Raw genomic sequence first — 19,546 nt, forward strand, 5'->3', positions numbered from 1 at the left:
CGAGGCGACCACCCGGGGCGACTCGCCACCGGGCGGGGTCCGGGGACGTGCTGGTCGGGGTCAGGCGGGGCCCGACCGCCCCGGGGTGGGGCGGAGCGGTCGAGGCGCCCGCCTCACCAGATGGAGACCCGCTCGGACTCGTCCAGCCACAGGGCGTCGGTCGGCGTCACGTCGAAGGCGGTGTAGAAGTCGTCGACGTTGCGCACGATCTGGTTGCAGCGGAACTCCGGCGGGGAGTGCGGGTCGGTGGCGATCCGCTGCCGGACGGTCTCGGGACGCATCTTGCTCTGCCAGACCGTCGCCCAGCTCAGGAACAGCCGCTGCTCACCGGTCAGCCCGTCGATCTCGGGCACCTCGGTGCCCTCGGTGGCGATCCGCCAGGCCTTCAGGGCGATGGAGAGACCGCCCAGGTCGCCGATGTTCTCCCCGATGGTGAGCGCGCCGTTGACGTGCAGCTCGGAGGCGCCCTCGGGGGAGAGCTCGTCGTACTGGGCGATCAGGGAGCCGGTGCGGGCCTCGAAGGCCTCGCGGTCGGCGGCGGTCCACCAGTCCCGCAGCCGGCCCTCGCCGTCGCAGGTGGAGCCCTGGTCGTCGAAGCCGTGCCCGATCTCGTGCCCGATCACCGCGCCGATGCCGCCGTAGTTGACCGCGTCGTCGACCGTCTCGTCGAAGAACGGCGGCTGCAGGATGGCGGCCGGGAAGACGATCTCGTTGCGCAGCGGGTGGTAGTAGGCGTTGACCGTCTGGGGGGTCATGAACCACTCGTGCTGCTCGATCGGCTGGTCGATCTTGGCCAGCTGGAAGTCCAGGTCGAAGGCCACCGAGGCCAGCACGTTGGCCAGCAGGTCGTCGGGGACGACGGTCAGGCCCGAGTAGTCGCGCCAGCGGTCGGGGTAGCCGATCTTGGGGGTGAAGTTGCCCAGCTTGGTCAGCGCCTCGGCCTTGGTGGCCTCGGTCATCCACTCCAGGTCGGTGATCGAGCGGCGGTAGGCCTCGATCAGGTTGGCCACCAGCTCGTCCATCCGCTCCTTGGCGGTGGGGGAGAAGTGCCGCTCGACGTAGATCTTGCCGACGGCCTCGCCCAGGACGCCCTCGACCAGGTCCACCCCGCGCTTCCACCGCTCCTTGAGGACCGGGGTGCCGGACAGCGTGGTCCCGTAGAAGGCGAAGCGCTCGGCCACGAAGGCCTCGCCGAGGTAGGGGGAGCGGCCGGTGACGACCTTCCAGCGCGCCCAGGCCCGCCAGGCGGGGAGGTGGTCGTCGCTGACCAGGCTGGCCACGTCGGTGAAGAAGGAGGGCTGGGCGTTCACCACGTCGCTCGCCGTCGCCGGCACCCCGACCGACGCGAGCAGCTCGGCCAGCCCGAGCTCCGGCGCGCTGTCGGCGAACTCCTGCAGGGTCATCGGGTTGTACATCTGGCGCATGTCGCGGGTGCGCACCTTGTCCCAGTGGCGGGCGGCGATCTCGGTCTCCAGCGCGAAGGCCAGCTCGGCCTGGCCGGCGGCGTCCTCGATCCCGGCCAGGGCCAGCGAGCGCTCGATGTGGCCCCGGTAGGCGGCGCGGATGTCGGCGTACTCGTCGGCGCGGTAGTACTCCTCGTCCGGCAGTCCCAGTCCGCCCTGGCCGGCGAAGAGCACGTAGCGGCGGGGGTCGCCCGGGTCGGCGTCGACGTCGACGCCGACCAGCGAGGGCAGCCCGCGCCGGGTCAGGTGACCCAGCAGCCGGGGGAGCGCGGAGGTGCTGCGCATCGCAGAGACGGCGGCGAGGTCCTCGGCCAGCACGCCGGTGCCGGCGGCCTCGATGGCGTCGGTGTCCATGAAGGAGGTGAAGAGGTCGGCGATCTTCGCCGCCTCGGTGCCGGCCTCGGGGGTGGCCCCGTCGGTGCTCAGCCCGGTGATGATGTCGCGCACCGCGGCCTCGGCCTCGTCGCGCAGCACCAGGAAGGCGCCGGTGCCCGGCTTGTCCTCCGGGATCTCCGCCGTCCGCAGCCACGGGCCGTTGACGTGGCGGTACAGGTCGTCCTGGACGCGGACGGTCTGGTCGAAGGTGCGGGGGTCGAGGGCAGGCATCGAATCGGTCACGCGACGACTCTACCGAGCGCCTCCGACGTCGCCGCGGGTGGCGGACGGGGCGCTCACCGCGGACGGCCGACAGGGCTCGACGGGGAAGCCCCTTGCTCGCGCGAATCGATACGCGTATCGTTTTGCGTATCGATTTACGCACGAGATCAGGAGCCCACCATGTACCTCTTCCACACCACCGAGCAGGCCCTCCGCTTCCCGACCTCCGCCGCCGCGGACCGGGCCGGGCGCGACGGGCTCGAGGCCGACCACCTCGCCAGCTGGGGGGTCGTGCTGGCCAGCGTGGCGCCGGTGGCGCCGTCCCGGCCGGCGCCCGCCCGGCGCGCCCCCCACCGTGCCGCCACCGGCCGGGCCGTCCTGGCCGAGCCCGCCTGCGCGGTGGCCCGCGGCTAGGATCGGCTCACTGCAGGGTGAGCCGGGGGGAGCGGGCGTGGGGTCGGTGACCATGAAGGACGTCGCCACCCGTCTCGGCGTCTCGGTCACCTCGGTTTCCAACGCCTTCAGCCGCCCCGACCGCATCTCCGCCGACCTGCGGTCCCGCATCATCGACGGCGCCGCCGACCTGGGCTACCACGGCCCGGACGCCGCCGGGCGCGTGCTCAGGTCCGGGCGGGCCAACGCCTTCGGGGTGGTCTTCAACGACCGGCTCTCCTACGTCTTCACCGACCCGTACGCCATCGCTCTGCTCGCCGGTTTCACCGAGGTGCTCGAGGAGGCCGGGGTCGGGGTCTTCCTGGCACCGCTCCCGGTCGGTCCGCAGGGCTCGGAGGCGGACCCCGGCGCCATCGCCACCGCCGTCGTGGACGGCGTCGTCGGCCTCTGCGCGGGCCCGTCGCACCCCGGGATCGTGGCGGCCACGCGGCGCCAGCTGCCGGTGGTGCTGACCGACACCTCACCCGACCACGACTACGTGTCCATCGACGACCGCGCGGCCGGACGGCTGGTCGGCCGGCACCTGGCCGGGCTGGGGCACCGGGTGGTGGGCCTGGTCTGCGACACCCCCGACGGGGACGAGGTGCGGGTGCTGCACCGGGCCGACCTGCCGGCGGAGATCGAGTCGTTCCGCCGCCGGGGGTGGGCCGACGCCTCCAACCGGCTGGAGGGCATCGTGGAGAGCGTCGCCGACCGCGACGTCGTCGCCGTGACCGCCGGCCGCAACACCCGTGACAGCGGCCGGCGGGCTGCCGCCGCCCTGCTCGACCGCGACCCGCGTCCCACCGCGGTCGTCGCGGTCAGCGACGTGCTGGGGCTCGGTGTGCTCGACGAGGTGCGTTCCCGCGGCCTGGTGCCCGGCGTGGACGTCTCGGTCACCGGGTTCGACGGGATCCCCGAGGCCGTGGCCGCGGGGCTGACCACCGTGGTGCAGCCGATCGCGGAGAAGGGCCGTCAGGCCGCCCGGCTGCTGCTGGACCCGACCTCGGACCGTCGCCAGGTGGTGCTCCCGACCGAGCTGCGGGTCGGGACGACCACCGGCCCAGCCCCTCGCTGAGCCGGATCTCCGCGCGGTCGACCCCTGGTGCCCGGGGGTGCCCGACCGCCGGTCGCCCAGCCCTCGGCCGGCACCCCTGCACGACGCGACCCGATCCCCTCGAGGCCGGCTCTTTACAGCGCTGTAAATCTGACGCAGACTAGGCGGCCACGACGACGTGGGGAGCAACGTGGCACCGACCGAGCCGACGAGGCCGACGGCTGGACGACGGCCGGACGTCCTGCTGGTGATGACCGACCAGCACCGCGCCGGGCTGACCGCCCGGTCGGGCTACCCGCTGGACACCATGCCGTTCACCGACTCCCTGGCCGCGGGTGGCACCGACCTGGTCCGGGCCTACACGCCCAACCCGACCTGCGTGCCGGCCCGCACCAGCATGCTCACCGGGCGCTTCCCCTCCGCCCACCGGGTGCGGCAGAACAGCACCGCCCGGCACGCCTGCTACGACGCCGACCTGCTGGACGTCCTTCGGGGGGCCGGTTACCGGCTGCACTTCGCCGGGAAGCCCCACATCCACCGCGGCCCGGACGACTTCGACGCGTGGGCCGGGCCCTACTGGCACACCGGGGGTCCGCAGCACAGCGAGGAGCACGCCGCCTTCGACGCCTGGCTCGACGGGCTGGACCACGGCCCGAGCGAGGTGGCTACCCCGTTCCCGGTGCAGGCGCAGCTGCCGCACCGCATCGTCGACCAGGCCCTGGCCGACCTGGCTCGCCACACCGGTCCGGAGCCCGTCTTCACCTGGGTCTCCTTCCCCGAGCCGCACAACCCCTACCAGGTGCCCGAGCCCTACTTCTCCCTCTTCGCCGAGGAGGACGTCCCCGACCGGCTCGCCGGGCCGGAGGTGGCCGAGCGGAAGGGCGGTGACACGGCCTGGCTGCGACGCCTGGTGGAGGAGAAGCGCCCCGGCTACGACCTGCTGTGGCGCCGCTACGCGGCCAGCTACCTGGGCATGCTGCGGCTGCTGGACGACGAGCTCCGGCGCCTGGTCACCGCGGTGCGCGAGCGGCGTCCGGACACCCTCGTGCTGCTGGTCAGCGACCACGGCGACTACGTCGGGGAGTACGGGCTGCAGCGCAAGGGCGCCGGTCTGCCCGAGCTCCTGGTCCGGATCCCGATGGTGGTCCACGGTCCCGGCGTCGCGGCGCAGACGCGCGAGGAGCTGGTGTCCCTGGTCGACGTCCTGCCCACCCTCTGCGAGCTCCTCGGCGCCGACGTCCCCGCCGGCGTCCAGGGCCGCAGCCTCGCCCCGCTGCTGGCGGGGGAGGCGGTGCCGCCCGGGGAGTTCGGCAGCATCTACGCCGAGGTCGGCTTCGGCGGTGCCCGCTACGGGCCGGAGGAGCGGCCGCCGCTGCACTTCGACTACGCCGGCACCAGCTACGACGAGCTCAACTCGGTCACCATGAGCGGCGGCCAGCGGATGGTCCGCGCGGGGGACTGGAAGCTCGTCGCCGACGACGAGGGCCGGTTGGAGCTGTACGACCTGTCCGAGGACCCCGTCGAGCTGGTCGACCTCTCCGAGGACCCGGCCCGCGCGGGTGTCCTGCTCGCGCTGACCCGGCTGCTCGCCGCCTGGATGATCCGGGTCGGCGACGAGCTGCCCACGGGCGCCTACACCGCCAAGCGCCCACCGCACGGCTGGCGCTGGGCCGAGCACGGCCCGCCGCTGCCCGCTGCGGAGCACCACACCGACCGCTCACCGAGGAGAGACCGATGATCACCACCCGCCGCACGTTCCTGGGCCTGGCCGCCGCCGGCGCCGGGGCGCTCGCCCTCCCCGGCTGCACCAGCGAGGCCGGAGGCGGAGGAGGGTCCGGGCCCGTCCGGGTCGCCTGGTACGGCGGCGCGCCCGTGCACGAGGGGGTGGAGGGCGCGCTGGCGGCCTGGGGGTCGAGTCACCCCGACCAGCCCTACGCCGTCGAGCGGGCCCCCTTCGACGACTACTGGGACAAGCTCGCCACCCAGACCGCCGGCCGCGACGCCCCCGACGTGTTCCGCATGTCGATGAGCTACTTCTCCGACTACGCCGGCCGGGGCGCGCTGCGTGACCTCTCCGGCGCCGTCGGCGGCACCATCCGCACCGCGGACCTCGACCCCGACGTGGCCTCCAGCGGCCAGGTGGGCGACGAGCTGTTCGGGATCGGCCAGAGCTCGATCTCCCACGCGGTCTTCGTCAGCTCCGCCGTGCTCGAGGAGGTCGGGGCGTCGCTGCCGGCGGACTGGACCTGGCAGGAGTTCGGCGAGTTCGTGCGCGGGTTCGCCACCGAGGCCGGACCCGGCTCCTGGGGCAGCAACGACCTGGGCGGCAACCTGCAGCTGTTCGACGTGTACGCCCGGCAGCGGGGCACCGACCTGTTCAACCCCGGCGGCGCCGGTCTGGCCGTCGCGGTGGACACCGTCGCGGAGTGGTTCGGGCTGTGGGACGACCTGCGTCGCGCCGACGCCGTCCCGCCCGGTGACGTCTCGGCCGAGACCGGGTCGTTCGAGACCTCCCTGCTGGCCCAGGGCAAGGCCCCGCTGGCCGCCGGCTGGGTCCAGCAGGTGACCTTCTACCAGCCGCTGGTGCCGGACTCCGAGGTGCAGGTCGTCCCGCTGCCCTCCTTCCAGGCCGGGGACCTCAGCGGGCAGTTCCTCAAGGCCCTGGACCTGTGGTGCGTCTCCGGGACCACCGAGCAGCCCGAGGTGGCGGAGGCCGTCGTGGACTTCCTGGTCAACGACCCCGCCGCCGCGGCCTCCATCGGCCTCACTCTCGGGGTGCCGCCCTCGGAGCGGGCCCGGACGGCGCTGGCGGCCGAGGCGGGTCCGGCCCCGCAGCGGGCGATCGAGTACGTGGAGGGTCTCGCCGGTCGGGTGGGCCCTTCCCCGGAGGCCTGGCCGTCGGGGTACGGCGAGCTGCTCAGCGCCTTCGACCGGCTCAACCAGGACATCGCCTTCGACCGGTCCGACCCCTCGGCTGCCGCCGCGGCCTTCGCCGAGGAGGCGGGGCGGGTGCTGGGCTAGGCTCCGCGTCCATGGGGACGGCCGTGGCGGGGTGCCGGTGAGGCCGCGGCTGGCCGACGTCGCGGCGCGCGCCGGGGTGTCGATGAAGACCGTCTCCAACGTCATCAACGACTTCCCGCACGTCTCCGAGAGCACCCGGTCCAAGGTCACCACGGCCATCGAGGAGCTCGGCTACCGGCCCAACGTCAGCGCGAGGAACCTGGCCCGCGGGCGGACGGGGGTGATCGTGCTGGGTGTGCCGCGGCTGGACATGCCGTACTTCGCGTCGCTGGCGATGCAGCTGATCACCGCCGCGGAGGCCGCGTCCTGGTGGGTGCAGATCCGCCAGACCCGGGGGGAGCGGGCGAACGAGCTGAGGCTGCTGGAGGAGGCCCGGGACAGCCGGATCGACGGCATGGTGCTCAGCGTGGTCGCGCTGCGCGAGGCGGACCTGGCCGACCGGCCGTCCACGCCGCTGGTGCTGCTGGGGGAGCACCGATTCGCCTCGGTCGACCACGTCGGGATCGACAACGCCGGTGCCGCCCGGCTGGCCGTCCGGCACCTCCTCGACACCGGTCGGCGCCACGTCGTCGTGGTCGGGGGTCGGCGTGGGGCGGACCAGAGGGTCGTCGGCGCCGAGAGCGCCCTGGCCGAGCGCGGGGAGACCCTGGGGCCCGCGATGCACCTGGCGGTGGAGGGCGTCACCGGGCAGCACGGCGAGCAGGCGATGGACGCGTTCCTGGCTGCCGGGCACGCCGTCGACGCCGTGTTCTGCGCCACCGACTGGCTGGCCATGGGCGTGATCCGCTCCCTGCGGCTGCACGGGTACCGGGTCCCCGATGACGTGGCCGTGATGGGGTTCGACGACATCCCCTACGACCTCGCCGCGCTGCCGACCCTGTCCACCATCGCCCCGGACCGCGAGCAGATCGCCCGCCTGGCGGTGGAGTCGCTGCTGCGCCAGGAGCGTCCCGGGCCGCCGGAGGTGCGTCACGCGGTCGCCGACCACCGGATCGTCGTCCGGGAGAGCACGGCGGCCACGGCGCCCGGGGGCGCCACGCCGACTTGACCGCTGCCTCAGCGGGGGAGCCGTCCGGTCAGGGCGTGCAGGATGGCCGTCCCGGCCGCACCGTGGGCCCAGGTGTGGAAGCTGAACACCGGGTCGATCACCAGCTCCGGACGCGGCCCCGCGGGCAGCACCCGGGCCAGACCGGCCCGGACCTCCTCGGGTGCGGCCAGCGCCACCGCGATCCCGTCCCCCGACAGCAGCACCAGCTCCGGACCCAGCACGGCGGCCACCGTCCCCGCGAGGGTGCCGAGCATCCGGGCGGCGCGGTCCACGACCACCCGCGCCCTCGGGTCACCCGCTCCCGCGAGGCCGACCAGCTCGGCCAGCGCCACCGGGCGGCCGAGCCGGCGTCCCGCTTCCTGCTCCAGCGCGGACGTGCTCAGCTCGGCCACCGCGCAGCCGACGTGGTCCGCGCCCAGGCACGGCGAGGTCCCGCCCTCCAGCGGCAGGTGCCCGACGTCACCGGCCTGCCCGGGGTGGCCCACCAGCAGCTGGTCGTGGCTGATCGCCCCCGCACCCACCCCGACCCCGACGGTGACCACGGCGAGGGAGGAGACCCCGCGCCCGGGCCCGAAGAGGTGGGCCGCCTGGGTGAGGGCGTGCACGTCGTTGCCCACCACCACCGGCAGCCCGGTGCGGGCACCGAGGCCGCCGCCGAGGTCCACCTCCTGCCAGCCGAGGTAGGTGGCGCTGGTCACCGTCCGCCAGTCCCGCACGTGGCCGCCGAGGGCCACGCCGACGGCGGTCAGCGGGGGACCGTCCCGCTGCCACCTCCGGACCAGCCCGGCCAGCTGGTCGACCACCGGTACCGGGCTGCGGTCGGGCAGGGCCAGCTCGGCGGTGTCCAGCACGGTGCCCTGCAGGTCGGTCCGGACGGCGTAGGCGGTGTCGGCGGTCAGGTTCACCCCGACGAAGGACGCCCGGGCGGCGTTGACCCGCAGCGGCAGCGACGGACGCCCCGAGCCGCCGGGGCGGGCCGACCCCTCGGTGACGATGCCGGCGGCCAGCAGGGGCTTGGTGACCCGGGTCAGGCTGCCGGTGGACAGGCCGGTCTCGCGAGCCAGCTCGGCCCTCGACACCTCGCCCCGGCGCAGCACGCGGACCGCGATCCGCTGCACCGTGGCGTCCAGCTCCGGCCACCCGTCGGTGGGTCCGGTCCCGCCGCCGGCAGTGCTCACCGGCTCATCCTCGCCCACCGACCCCCAGCGGGCCGCTGAGTGGTAGCCAGGACCGGCCACCCCTCCGGCCCCTCACGACCCGCGCCGGCTGGCGGAGCCGGCGGGGCGGGTGTGGCGGCGGTGCTGACGTGGCGGGTCACGCGGTCGCGGTGACCTCCACCAGCACCGCCTGCTCGGGCAGCAGCCCCGGGGCCTGCAGCCCGGCGCGGGTCAGCACCGCACCGGGCAGCACCGGACCCTCCTCGCCGTCGGCCGGCCACCAGGCGGGGCGGACCAGCCCGTGCGGCGGGCCGCCGACCAGCCGCGGGGTGACGCGGTAGCGGCGGGCGGCGTCCAGGCCGGGGAGCAGCAGCGCACCGGGCAGCGACACCTCCGAGCGCCCGACGGAGGCGAGCTGGTAGAGCGCGCGGGAACCGTCCGGGGCCACCACCCCGTGCAGCTCGACGGTGGCGTCGGGGAAGTCGGCCCGGACCAGGTCCCCGGAGTGCAGCAGCGAGCGGTGCTCCTTGTGCGCGGCGATCCAGGCGGTCAGCTCGGCCAGCTCCTGCTCGGTGGCCCGGGCGAGGTCCCACTCCAGGCCCAGGTGGCCGAAGAAGGCGGTGCCGGCGCGGAAGGAGAGGTCGTGCACGCGTCCGGTGGTGTGGTTGCGGCCGGAGGCGACGTGGGTGCCCATCAGCTCCGGCGGTACCAGCTGGGTGGTCCAGCGCTGGATCTGGCGGCGCTCGAAGGGGTCGATGCAGTCGGAGACCCAGACCCGGTCGGTGTGCTGCAGCACCCCGAGGTCGATCCGCAGCCCGCCGGAGGAGCAGGACTCGATCTCCAGCCCGGGGTGGCGCTGCTTCAGGTCGGCCATCAGCCGGTAGGTGGCCAGGGTCTGCTCGTGCACCGCCGGCCGTCCGGTGCCGCGGTGGGCGGCCTCCACCAGGTCGCGGTTGTGGTCCCACTTCACGTAGGCGATCGGGTACTCGCTGAGCACCGCGGTCATCTGGTCGCGGACGTGGGTCCAGCACCCCTCGTCGGTCAGGTCGAGCACGTGCTGGCGGCGCGAGGTCACCGGCAGCCGCTTCCCGGGGGCGAGCACCCACTCCGGGTGGGCGCGGGCCAGGTCGGAGTCGAGGTTGACCATCTCGGGCTCGAACCAGAGCCCGAACTCCATCCCCAGCCCGCGGACGTGGTCCACCAGCGGGTGCAGGCCGTCGGGCCAGACGTCGGGGGAGACCACCCAGTCACCCAGGCCGGCGCTGTCGTCGCGCCGGGCGCCGAACCAGCCGTCGTCCAGCACGAAGCGCTCGACCCCGAGCCGGGCCGCCCGGTCGGCGAGGTCGCGCAGCCGGTCGAGGTCGTGGTCGAAGTAGACCGCCTCCCAGACGTTGAGGGTGACCGGGCGGGGACGACGGGGGTGCTGGGGACGGGCCCGGAGCTCGCGGTGGAAGCGCCGGGCGACGGCGTCCAGGCCGTGACCGTGCGAGCCGTGCAGCCACGATGAGGTGTAGGTCTCGCCGGTACCCAGCCGGACCTCGCCGGGCAGCAGCAGCTCACCGCCACCGACCAGCTGCTCGCCGGTGAAGACCCGCTCGGCGTAGTGGGTGTGGTTGCCGCTCCACCCGGTGTGGACGCCCCAGACCTCGCCCTCGGCGAAGCCGAACCCGGGCACGCCCAGGTGCAGCACCGTGGCGGCGTCGGGCCCGGTCCGGCCGTGCCGGCCCTCGCGCAGGTGCGTGCCGACCTGCAGCTCGCGACGCTGCGGCGTGCGCTCCTTGCCCCAGCGCCCAGCCAGGTCGAGCAGCTCCCTGGCCCGCTGGGGGACCGGCAGCGAGAGCACCAGGTCGTCGAGCTGGTAGGCCTCGGGGGCGGTGTTGGTCAGGGCGGCGCGGGCGCGCACCAGACCGGCGGCGCTCAGCTCGAGCTCCAGCCGCAGCGCCAGCCCGGCGTCCTCGTCCACGGCCTCGACGGCGAGCGAGCCGGGGCCCTGCTCGCGCCACTCCCCGAGCTCCTGCCCGTCCAGGGTCGCCCCCGTCACGGTGAACAGGGGTGTCCAGGCGGTCCCGGCGCGGGAGCCGCTGATGCCGGGGCGTCCGACCCAGCCGGTGTGGTGCTCGGGCAGCACCGCCACCCGGACGGGCTCGTCGACCTGGTTCGGCATCGGCTGGGCGACCCGGGCCAGGGAGAGGGTGCTGGCCGTCGCTGCGTCCAGGGCGCCGAGGTCGTCACCCCAGTGCAGCACGACGGGCAGACCGCGGACGGGGACCTCCACCACCAGGCTGACGCCGGCAGAACGGAGGTGGACCCGGAGCGGGGAGGGCAGCGGCATGACGGACTCCTCGGTGAGTTTGCTTCGGCTCAAAGGTATTGCCTGGCCGCCGTCCTCGGCCAGGTGGCCACCCGACTCCGGCACCGCCGCCAGGCGCCCCCTCCGGGCCCAGGGGAACGCGCTCCTGTCCATGGGCGCAGGACGGACCGCCCTGGAGGCTGTTGTGCGCCCATGAGCAGGCCGGCGTTCCTGTCCCATGCGTGTGTCGCGGTGCCGGGGTGCCGAGGTGCCGGGGTGCCGGGGTGCCGGGGTGCCGGGGTGCCGGGGTGCCGGATTTTGACGCTCAGTGGCCGGTGGCGGGTCGCGGGCCCGGCGTCGTCACTGGCTGCTCGTACCGTCCCCCGCCGACAGCCCCCCAAAATCCGTCGCCTTCTTCATCGCCCCAGCTGAGCGGCTGGGGGCCACGTCCCGGACCGTGATGAGGTCGGGAACCACGACCGCCCCCCGGCCGGAGCCGGAGGGCGGTGCGGTGGACGCGGGACGTCCGGGGTGACGAGGTGGTCAGCTGACCTGCCAGGTGTCCTTCCCGGCGATCAGGTCCTGCAGGGCGCTGTCGGGCACCCCGCCGGACTGGGCCAGGGCGACCTGCTCGCGGGTCAGGTCGTCGTAGGACGGGCGCTCGACGTCGCGGAATATGCCGATCGGGGAGCGCTGCAGGACCCCGGCGTCGGTCAGCCGCGAGAGGCCGAAGGCGTAGGACGGGTCCTTGCGGTGCGCGTCGTGGACGACCAGGGCCTCGACGCCGACCTCGGCCACCTCGCGGATCGACAGGTCGCCGGTGGCGGGGTCGCGGACCACACCCAGACGTCCTCCCGCCCCGAAGACGATCGGCTCGCCGTGGCGCAGCGGGATGATCGACTCGACCGCGGAGTCCTTGTCCTTGAGGGCGTCGAAGGCGCCGTCGTTGAAGACGGGGCAGTTCTGGTAGATCTCCACGAACGACGAGCCGCGGTGCTGGGCGGCGGCCTTGAGCACCTCGCTGAGGTGCTGGCGGTCGGAGTCCACAGTGCGGGCCACGAAGGACGCCTCCGCGCCCAGGGCCAGCGAGATCGGGTTGAACGGGGAGTCCACCGAGCCCATCGGCGTCGACTTCGTCACCTTGCCCACCTCGGAGGTGGGGGAGTACTGGCCCTTGGTCAGCCCGTAGATCCGGTTGTTGAACAGCAGGATCGTGAAGTTGACGTTGCGGCGCAGCGCGTGGATCAGGTGGTTGCCGCCGATGGACAGCGCGTCGCCGTCACCGGTCACCACCCACACGCCCACGTCGGGACGGGCGGTGGCCACCCCGGTGGCGATCGCCGGGGCGCGCCCGTGGATGGAGTGCATCCCGTAGGAGTCCACGTAGTAGGGGAACCGCGAGGAGCAGCCGATGCCGGAGACGATGACGGTGTTCTCCCGCTTGATGCCCAGCTCGGGCATGAAGCCCTGGAAGGCGGCCAGCACGGCGTAGTCGCCGCAGCCGGGGCACCAGCGCACCTCCTGGTCGCTGGTGAAGTCCTTGCGGGTCAGCGGCTCGATGCTGAGCGGGACGCCGGCCAGACCCTTGTAGGTCGGGCGGGTGCCGGGGTCGGTGGTGGTCATCGCTGTGCCTCCTCGTCGCTGGTCGTGCTGGGTGCGGCTCCCGCGTGGCCGGAGGACCGGCCGGCGACGCGCACGGGCTGGCTCTGCTGGCTGGAGTCGAGGTCGAACTGCTGGTCGCCCAGGAAGTTGCGGACCTCGTCGGTGCCGAGCGCGGCGATCTCGGCGGCGATCTCGTCCGCGCTGCGCCCCTCGACCTCGTCGACCACGGTGATCAGGTCCACCGCGAGCTCGGACAGCGAGATCGGCAGCCCCCGGACCCGGGAGTAGGACTCGACGTCGACCAGGTAGCGGGCCCGCAGCATCATGGCCAGCTGGCCCAGGTTCATCTCCGGCACGACCACCCGCTCGTAGCGGTGCAGCACGTCCCCGAGGTTGGCCGGGAACGGGTTGAGGTGACGCAGGTGCGTCTGGGCCACCCGGTGGCCCTCCTTGCGGACCCGGCGGACGGCCGCGGTGATCGGGCCGTAGGTGGAGCCCCAGCCCAGCACCAGCACCTTCGCGCCGTCGCCGTCCTCGGCCCCGGGGTCGTCGACCACCAGGTCGGGGATGTCGGCCACGACGCCGGCGACCTTGGCCTGGCGGGTGCGGACCATCTCGTCGTGGTTGGCGCCGTCGTAGGAGATGTTGCCGGTGTCCCGGGCCTTCTCCAGGCCGCCGATGCGGTGCTCCAGACCGGGGGTGCCGGGGACCGCCCACGGCCGGGCCAGCGTGGTCTCGTCGCGCAGGTAGGGGTGGAAGGCCGGGTTGCCCTTGGCGTCGGTGGCGTTGGGCTCGGTGGCGAAGCCGGGGTCGATCGGCTCGATCGCGGAGAGGTCGGGGACCAGCCACGGCTCGGCGCCGTTGGCCAGGTAGCCGTCGCTCAGCATCACCACCGGGGTCCGGTAGCGGACCGCGATCCGGACGGCCTCGATGGCGGTCTCGAAGCAGTCCGCGGGGGACTGGGCGGCCAGCACCGGGACCGGGGCCTCGCCGTTGCGCCCGTACATCACCTGCAGCAGGTCGGCCTGCTCGGTCTTGGTCGGCATGCCGGTGCTGGGGCCGGCGCGCTGGACGTCCACCACTACCAGGGGCAGCTCGGTCATCACGGCCAGGCCGATGGTCTCGGCCTTCAGCGCGATGCCGGGACCCGAGGAGGCGGTGACGCCCAGGTGCCCGGCGAAGGAGGCGCCCAGGGCCGCCCCGACGGCGGCGATCTCGTCCTCGGCCTGGAAGGTGGTCACGCCGTGGCGCTTGTGCCTGCTCAGCTCGTGCAGGACGTCCGAGGCCGGGGTGATCGGGTAGGCGCCCATGAACATCGGCAGCCCGGCCTTGCTCGCGCCGGTGATCAGCCCGTAGGCGGTGGCCAGGTTGCCCGAGATCTGGCGGTAGCGGCCCGAGCGCATCGGGGCCGGGGCCACCTCGTAGCGGACGGCGAAGGTCTCGGTGGTCTCGCCGAAGGCGTGGCCGGCCTTGAAGGCGGTGATGTTGGCGTCACGGATGTCGGGCTTCTTGGCGAACTTCTCGGCCAGGAAGGCCAGCGTGCCCTCGGTGGGGCGGTGGTAGAGCCAGGACACCATGCCCAGGGCGAACATGTTCTTCGCGCGCGAGGCGTCCTTGCGGCTGAGGCCGAACTCCTTCACCGCGGCGACCGTCATGCCGGTCAGGTCCAGCGAGTGGACCTGGAAGTCGGCCAGGCTGTCGTCCGACAGCGGGTCGGCCTCGTAGCCCACCTTGGTCAGGTTCCGCTTGGTGAACTCCGCCCGGTCGGCGATGATCACCGCGCCCTTGGGCAGGTCGGCCATGTTGGCCTTGAGCGCCGCCGGGTTCATCGCCACCAGCACGTCGGGACGGTCGCCGGGGGTCATGATGTCGTAGTTGGCGAAGTGGACCTGGAAGCTGGAGACGCCGGGCAGGGTGCCCTGCGGGGCGCGGATCTCGGCCGGGAAGTTCGGCAGCGTCGAGATGTCGTTGCCGAAGACGGCCGAGTCCGCGGTGAAGCGGTCTCCGGTGAGCTGCATGCCGTCGCCGGAGTCGCCGGCGAATCGGATGACAACACGGTCGAGTGTGTGGACGGCTGGCACCTGGAACTTGCCCCTCTGAGTCGGTTCTGGCCCTGCCGCGTGTGCGTCCGAGGCCTATTGGAGTCTACGCGCCTTGCGTAATTCATCCGCACGGCGTCCACCCGCTCAGACGGGCCTCGCGGGCGGCTGCGACGACCTGCCCGCCGCGCCTGGCCGGTGCGGACGGGCTCTCGCGTATCCTGAGCCGCAGCCCGCGCGAGCTCAGGTGGCCCGTGCGCGGCGTCCAGGCCGCCGACCGTCCCGCCCGGGACGCCGTCGGAGGGCCGGACCGCACCACGTCGGGGGTCCGCTCCCGACCCGATCGAGGAGCTCGCGTTGTCCCCTGTCCGTCTGCCCCCGGCCCAGCCGGTGTCGCGGACGGCTCCGGCGCGCGCCGAGCATGCCACGGTCGCTGCCCTCCGCACGACCCGGACGGCGCTGCTGGACGCCTGGCGCGTCGCGGCGGTGCGCCGCGGGATGCTGGGTGTGGCGTTGCTCACCCTCGGCTCCCTGACGCCGGGATACCTGCCCGAGGCCAACCCGGTGCAGGGGGTCCCCGGGGTGGGGTTCCTGCAGACCCCGGTGGGCACCGCCCTCGGCTCCGCGCTGCTGATGCTGGGCGTGGGCCTGCTGCTGGACGCCTGGTTCGCCACCCGCCCCTCCCGGGAGCCCGGGCTCAGCCACCCCGCGGTGGTGGCCATCTGGAGCGTGCCGTTCCTGCTGGTGCCGCCGGTCTTCAGCGCCGACGCCTACGCCTACGCCGCCGAGGGCTGGCTGATCCACAACGGGCTCAACCCCTACGAGGTGGGGGTCGGTGCGCTGCCCGGCCTCTTCGCCGAGCAGACGGTGATGGTCTGGCGCTGGACGCCGGCGCCCTACGGCCCGCTGGACCTGCAGCTCAACCACCTGGTGGTCGACCTCTTCGCCCACCACCCGTACTGGTCCGTGGTGGGGATGCGGGTCCCGGTCCTGCTCGCGGTCGCCGTGATGCTCTACCTGCTGCCCAAGATCGCCCGTCGGGTCGGCGTCGACCCGCAGCTGGCGCTCTGGCTCGGTCTGGTGAACCCGCTGGTGCTGGTGCACCTGGTCGGCGGGGCCCACAACGACGCGCTGATGATGGCCCTGGTGGTGGCCGCCCTGTGGTTGGCCCTGCAGGGGCGGCTGGTGGTCGCGGTCGCGCTGGTGGCCGCCGCCGCGGCGATCAAGCTGCCGGCGATCTTCGCGGTGCTGGCCGTCGCCGTCCTGGCCGACCCGGTGCTGACCCGCAGCAGCTCGCTGTCGCTGGCCCGGCTCCGACCGGGGACGGCGATGGTCGACGTCCGGGAGCGCACCCTGCGGGTGGTCCGCCGGGGTCTGGGCGCCAGCCTGCTGGTGATCGCGATCTTCCTGCTCATCAACCTGGCGACCGGTCTGGGCTTCGGCTGGATCGCGGGGATGAACGTCCCCGGCATGGTGGCCACGATGTCGCCCTCGACGTTGCTCGGAGAGGCGTTCTCCCAGCTCTTCTACGCCCTCGGCCTCTACGACCTGTCCTGGACGTCGGTCCGCGTCGTCCGGACCGCGTTCATGGTGGCCTGCGTCGGCCTGATCGGCTGGCTGGCCCTGACCGTGGCCCACCGCCGCCCGGTCACCTCGCTGGCCTGGTCGCTGCTCGCCGTGGCCCTCTGCGGCCCGGCCCTGCACGGCTGGTACCTCTCCTGGGCCGGGGTGCTGCTGGGTCTCACCAGCCCCAGCCGGCGGATGCTGCGGGCGGCGGTGTGGGCCTCGGCCGGGCTGCTCGGCTACATCGCGATGAACCTGGCCTGGAAGAACGAGGCGACCGTGATCGGGGTCGTCGCGCTGGGGCTGATCGCCTGGCGCGTCTGGCTGTTCGACAAGACGTCCTCGCACGAGCTCGGCGGGGTCCCCGGTGAGCCGGCGGGCTGGCGTCTGCTGGTGCCGCGGTACGCGGTGCTGCGGGCCCTGCTGGTGCCCGGCCCGGCGCGTCCGACGTCCCTCAGCCGCTGACCCCGGCGCCCTCGCGCCCGCTGCGGCGCAGCCACCACAGCCCCAGCACGGGGAGCAGGACGGGGACGAAGCCGTAGCCCTGACCGAAGCGCGACCACACGGTCGCCTCCGGGAACAGCGCGGGGAGCACCAGGCTCAGCGCCCCCACGACCAGCACCCCCACCAGCTCCAGGGTGCAGGAGAGCGCAGCCAGCCGGCGCGACCCGCGGTCGCCGCGGACCAGGCAGACGGTGGCCAGGACGTAGACCAGGGCAGCCAGCCCGGAGAGGGTGAAGGCGAGCGGGGCGACCTCGAAGCGGTCCACCACCTGCACCACGGTGCGCGACGTGGCGGCGAGGGCGAAGACGGCGTACACGGCGATCAGCACGCGGCCGAGGCCGCTGCGGGTCCGCTCGGCGAGGGTGACGGGCTCAGCCACCGCTGCCCCAGACCTGGTGCGTGCGCAGGATGATGGCCGGCACCGTGAGGCAGGCCACCACCAGCACGCCGGCGCCGGCGCGGGTGCGGTCGACCAGTGCCCAGAAGACACCGGCCGGCAGGATCAGCAGCACCCCGACCAGGTAGACCGCGAAGCTGAGCAGGGGCACCCCGGGGTTCGAGCCGACCAGCACGAAGCCGGTCACCGCCTGGGCCAGCAGCCCCAGCTCCACCAGCGCCAGCAGGCCGAGCAGCACCCGGTCGGCCGGGGCGTCCAGCCGGAGCGGGGTGCGTCGCAGGATCTTCACCACGGCCCACACCGTCGCGGCCAGGCAGAGCGCGGTCAGCGCCAGCGACAACCCCAGGACCATGGCGCAGACCCTACCCAGCGGCCCCGAGGGCGGGGACGGACGCTGCCCGGGCGCCGGCGTGCCGACGGCTCACCCGCCCGGCGGCGCCACCGGCGGCGTGACCTGGCACCTCCGGGCCCCGGCTCACTGCACCGGCTGGGCCAGTGCCTCGTCGACGGCGCGGGCGGTGCCCCCGGTGAAGGGGTCCCCGTGCCCCGGCAGCAGCACGTCGGCCTCGAGCGCGCGGATCCTGCCCAGGCTCTCCCGGGCGGTGCTGACCGACGCGGTGGCCGCGCGGGCCACCAGCTGGGGTCCGCGCCGGGCGGTGTAGGGGTCGGTGGTGACCAGCGCGTCCCCGGTCAGCAGCACCGAGCGCTCGGGCAGGTGCAGCACGCAGTGCCCGTCGGTGTGCCCGGGGGTGTGGTGGACGACCGGGCGACCGGGCACCTCCAGCACCTCCCGGTCGGCGATCGGGCGGGTGTGGTGCAGCGGTGGCACCCGCAGCGCGCCGCCGGCCACCATCGAGGTCAGCCCCGGCAGCGCCCGCGGGTGCTGGACCAGGTACGGCGGTCGGGCCCGTTCGTGGCGGTACCGGTAGGGGTGGGCGGCCAGCCAGGCGTCCTCCGGGTGCAGGTGCACCACGACGCCCTTCTCGCGGCGGAGCCGCTCGGCGATCCCGATGTGGTCGAAGTGGGCGTGGGTCAGCACCACCGCCCGCAGGTCCTGGAACCGGCGTCCCAGGGAGGCCAGCGCGGCGGGGAGGGCCTTCCAGGTGGCGGGCAGCCCGGCGTCGACCAGGGTCACCTCGTCCCCGTCGACCACGAGGTAGCAGCTGACGTGGTGGGTGGCCAGTCGGTGCACCCCGTCGGCCACCTCGGTCACCGGTGCCCGGTCGCGTGCCATGTCGTCTCCTCCGTCGGTCCTGGTCGCTGCTTACCCAGGTGCGTGAGCGGCACCCCCGTCGGTCCCGGGGGCGAACAGGGCCTCCACCTCGGCGGGGTCGACCGAGGACAGGTCGGGGTGCTGCCAGCGCGGGGCCCGGTCCTTGTCGACCAGCTGGGCGCGGACGCCCTCGGCGAAGTCGGGGTGGCTGGCCATCGGCACGGCCAGCCGGCGGTCCTGGTCCAGCACCTGCTGCAGGGACGTCATCCGCTCCGCCCGGCGGAGCGCGGCCAGGGTGACCGCGACCGCCCACGGGCTGCGGGAGGCCACCTCCTCGGCCAGCCGGTGGGCCAGCGGGTGGTCCGCGGCCCGGAGACGCTGCAGCACCAGGGCCGGGTCGTCGCCGGCGACCAGGGGCTCCAGCGCCGCCGCGGCGTCCAGCCAGGGGCTCCGGACGTCCTCGGCACCCAGGCCGGCGGTGCCCAGGTCGTCCCCCTCGGCGGCCCGGTCGAGCAGCTCCTCGCGCTCGGCGCTGCCCACCAGCTGGTCGGCCAGGCCGAGGGCGACGGCGTCGGCACCACCGACCGGGGTCCCGGAGAGGGCCAGCGCCGTCCCGGTACCTCCGGGGCAGCGCGACAGCCACCACAGCGCGCCGACGTCGGGGAAGAAGCCGATGACCGTCTCGGGCATGGCCAGTCTGGTGCGCTCGGTGACCAGGCGCCGCTGGGCGTGCACCGAGACGCCGACGCCGCCGCCCATCACCACGCCGTCCATCCAGGCCACCACCGGCACCGGGGAGGCGGCCACGGCGGCGTCCATCGCGTACTCGCGCTCGAAGAACTCCGCCCCCGAGGCGTCCCCGGCCAGCGCGGCCTCGCGGACGGCGCGGACGTCCCCGCCGGCGCAGAGCCCGCGCTCACCGGCCCCGTCCAGCCAGATCGCGTCCACGCCCGCGGTGGCGAGGCGCTCCAGCTCCTCGGCCACGGCGACGACCATCGGGGTGGTGAGCGCGTTGATGGCCCGCGGACGGTTCAGCCGGACCAGGCCCAGCCGGCCGCGGCGACCGACCAGCACGTCGGGGGTGCTGGCGGAGGGGGTCAGCTCGTCGGACATGTCGGCAACCTACCCAGCCGACCGCGTGCCGGTGCGGGGCCGGATGCGCC

The 19,546-nt window shown here is 74.3% G+C and carries 15 protein-coding genes; 6 read left to right on the top strand and 9 right to left on the bottom strand.

All coding sequences use genetic code 11. From position 1 onward, the window contains the following. Positions 1-113: 113 nt before the first annotated feature. On the bottom strand, positions 114-2,069 hold the full coding sequence (locus BLT52_RS07680; RefSeq protein ID WP_090592120.1) for a M13 family metallopeptidase: 1,956 nt from the start codon (positions 2,067-2,069) through the stop codon (positions 114-116). Between the two features lie 171 nt (positions 2,070-2,240). On the opposite strand from BLT52_RS07680, the gene BLT52_RS07685 reads away from it, so the two are divergent. From BLT52_RS07685 to BLT52_RS07705, 5 genes are all read left to right on the top strand, one after another. Further along, positions 2,241-2,474, top strand: coding sequence for a hypothetical protein (locus tag BLT52_RS07685; protein ID WP_090592122.1), 234 nt, complete (start codon positions 2,241-2,243; stop codon positions 2,472-2,474). Between the two features lie 37 nt (positions 2,475-2,511). Beyond that, positions 2,512-3,570, top strand: a complete 1,059-nt coding sequence (locus BLT52_RS07690; protein ID WP_090592125.1) for a LacI family DNA-binding transcriptional regulator — start codon at positions 2,512-2,514, stop codon at positions 3,568-3,570. 169 nt (positions 3,571-3,739) lie between these two features. Next, positions 3,740-5,287, top strand: coding sequence for a sulfatase-like hydrolase/transferase (locus BLT52_RS07695; RefSeq protein WP_269457590.1), 1,548 nt, complete (start codon positions 3,740-3,742; stop codon positions 5,285-5,287). Then, positions 5,284-6,570, top strand: a complete 1,287-nt coding sequence (locus tag BLT52_RS07700; protein ID WP_090592127.1) for an ABC transporter substrate-binding protein — start codon at positions 5,284-5,286, stop codon at positions 6,568-6,570. Before BLT52_RS07695 ends, BLT52_RS07700 begins: the two co-directional genes overlap by 4 nt. A gap of 31 nt (positions 6,571-6,601) precedes the next feature. Beyond that, positions 6,602-7,618 (top strand): LacI family DNA-binding transcriptional regulator, encoded by a 1,017-nt coding sequence (locus BLT52_RS07705; RefSeq protein WP_197679247.1) that lies wholly within the window; start codon positions 6,602-6,604, stop codon positions 7,616-7,618. Positions 7,619-7,626: 8 nt separating this feature from the next. Here BLT52_RS07705 and BLT52_RS07710 read toward each other — a convergent pair whose 3' ends face one another. The 4 genes from BLT52_RS07710 to BLT52_RS07725 form a co-directional block, all read right to left on the bottom strand. Beyond that, positions 7,627-8,796, bottom strand: coding sequence for an ROK family protein (locus BLT52_RS07710; RefSeq protein WP_157677029.1), 1,170 nt, complete (start codon positions 8,794-8,796; stop codon positions 7,627-7,629). Between the two features lie 136 nt (positions 8,797-8,932). Then, positions 8,933-11,239, bottom strand: coding sequence for an alpha-galactosidase (locus BLT52_RS07715; protein ID WP_231946551.1), 2,307 nt, complete (start codon positions 11,237-11,239; stop codon positions 8,933-8,935). Between the two features lie 369 nt (positions 11,240-11,608). Then, on the bottom strand, positions 11,609-12,688 hold the full coding sequence (locus BLT52_RS07720) for a 2-oxoacid:ferredoxin oxidoreductase subunit beta (protein ID WP_090592133.1): 1,080 nt from the start codon (positions 12,686-12,688) through the stop codon (positions 11,609-11,611). Further along, a complete protein-coding gene (locus BLT52_RS07725) occupies positions 12,685-14,748 on the bottom strand; it encodes a 2-oxoacid:acceptor oxidoreductase subunit alpha (RefSeq protein WP_090592135.1) in 2,064 nt (687 codons plus the stop codon). Before BLT52_RS07725 ends, BLT52_RS07720 begins: the two co-directional genes overlap by 4 nt. Before the next feature lie 315 nt (positions 14,749-15,063). On the opposite strand from BLT52_RS07725, the gene mptB reads away from it, so the two are divergent. Continuing rightward, positions 15,064-16,734 (top strand): polyprenol phosphomannose-dependent alpha 1,6 mannosyltransferase MptB, encoded by a 1,671-nt coding sequence (mptB, locus tag BLT52_RS07730; RefSeq protein ID WP_090592137.1) that lies wholly within the window; start codon positions 15,064-15,066, stop codon positions 16,732-16,734. Here mptB and BLT52_RS07735 read toward each other — a convergent pair. The 4 genes from BLT52_RS07735 to BLT52_RS07750 form a co-directional block, all read right to left on the bottom strand. After that, positions 16,724-17,152 carry a hypothetical protein gene (locus BLT52_RS07735; RefSeq protein WP_090592139.1) on the bottom strand — a complete coding sequence of 143 codons (429 nt, stop codon included), beginning with the start codon at positions 17,150-17,152 and terminating at the stop codon, positions 16,724-16,726. The two genes, mptB and BLT52_RS07735, sit on opposite strands and share 11 nt — an antisense overlap. Then, positions 17,145-17,522 (bottom strand): hypothetical protein, encoded by a 378-nt coding sequence (locus BLT52_RS07740; protein ID WP_090592141.1) that lies wholly within the window; start codon positions 17,520-17,522, stop codon positions 17,145-17,147. Before BLT52_RS07740 ends, BLT52_RS07735 begins: the two co-directional genes overlap by 8 nt. Before the next feature lie 123 nt (positions 17,523-17,645). Next, positions 17,646-18,404 carry an MBL fold metallo-hydrolase gene (locus BLT52_RS07745; protein WP_090592143.1) on the bottom strand — a complete coding sequence of 253 codons (759 nt, stop codon included), beginning with the start codon at positions 18,402-18,404 and terminating at the stop codon, positions 17,646-17,648. Positions 18,405-18,434: 30 nt separating this feature from the next. Then, entirely contained in the window at positions 18,435-19,496 is a 1,062-nt protein-coding gene (locus BLT52_RS07750; RefSeq protein ID WP_090592145.1) for an enoyl-CoA hydratase/isomerase family protein, read from the bottom strand. Positions 19,497-19,546: the final 50 nt, after the last annotated feature.

Source organism: Auraticoccus monumenti, from assembly GCF_900101785.1.
GTDB lineage: Bacteria > Actinomycetota > Actinomycetes > Propionibacteriales > Propionibacteriaceae > Auraticoccus > Auraticoccus monumenti.

What these genes read in the sequence shown, in the direction of transcription:
- BLT52_RS07680 (WP_090592120.1), bottom strand. Translation starts at nt 2,069, where the DNA reads ATGCCTGCCCTCGACCCCCGCACCTTCGACCAGACCGTCCGCGTCCAG.
- BLT52_RS07685 (WP_090592122.1), top strand. Translation starts at nt 2,241, where the DNA reads ATGTACCTCTTCCACACCACCGAGCAGGCCCTCCGCTTCCCGACCTCC.
- BLT52_RS07700 (WP_090592127.1), top strand. Translation starts at nt 5,284, where the DNA reads ATGATCACCACCCGCCGCACGTTCCTGGGCCTGGCCGCCGCCGGCGCC.
- BLT52_RS07715 (WP_231946551.1), bottom strand. Translation starts at nt 11,239, where the DNA reads ATGGACAGGAGCGCGTTCCCCTGGGCCCGGAGGGGGCGCCTGGCGGCG.
- BLT52_RS07720 (WP_090592133.1), bottom strand. Translation starts at nt 12,688, where the DNA reads ATGACCACCACCGACCCCGGCACCCGCCCGACCTACAAGGGTCTGGCC.
- BLT52_RS07740 (WP_090592141.1), bottom strand. Translation starts at nt 17,522, where the DNA reads ATGGTCCTGGGGTTGTCGCTGGCGCTGACCGCGCTCTGCCTGGCCGCG.
- BLT52_RS07745 (WP_090592143.1), bottom strand. Translation starts at nt 18,404, where the DNA reads ATGGCACGCGACCGGGCACCGGTGACCGAGGTGGCCGACGGGGTGCAC.
- BLT52_RS07750 (WP_090592145.1), bottom strand. Translation starts at nt 19,496, where the DNA reads ATGTCCGACGAGCTGACCCCCTCCGCCAGCACCCCCGACGTGCTGGTC.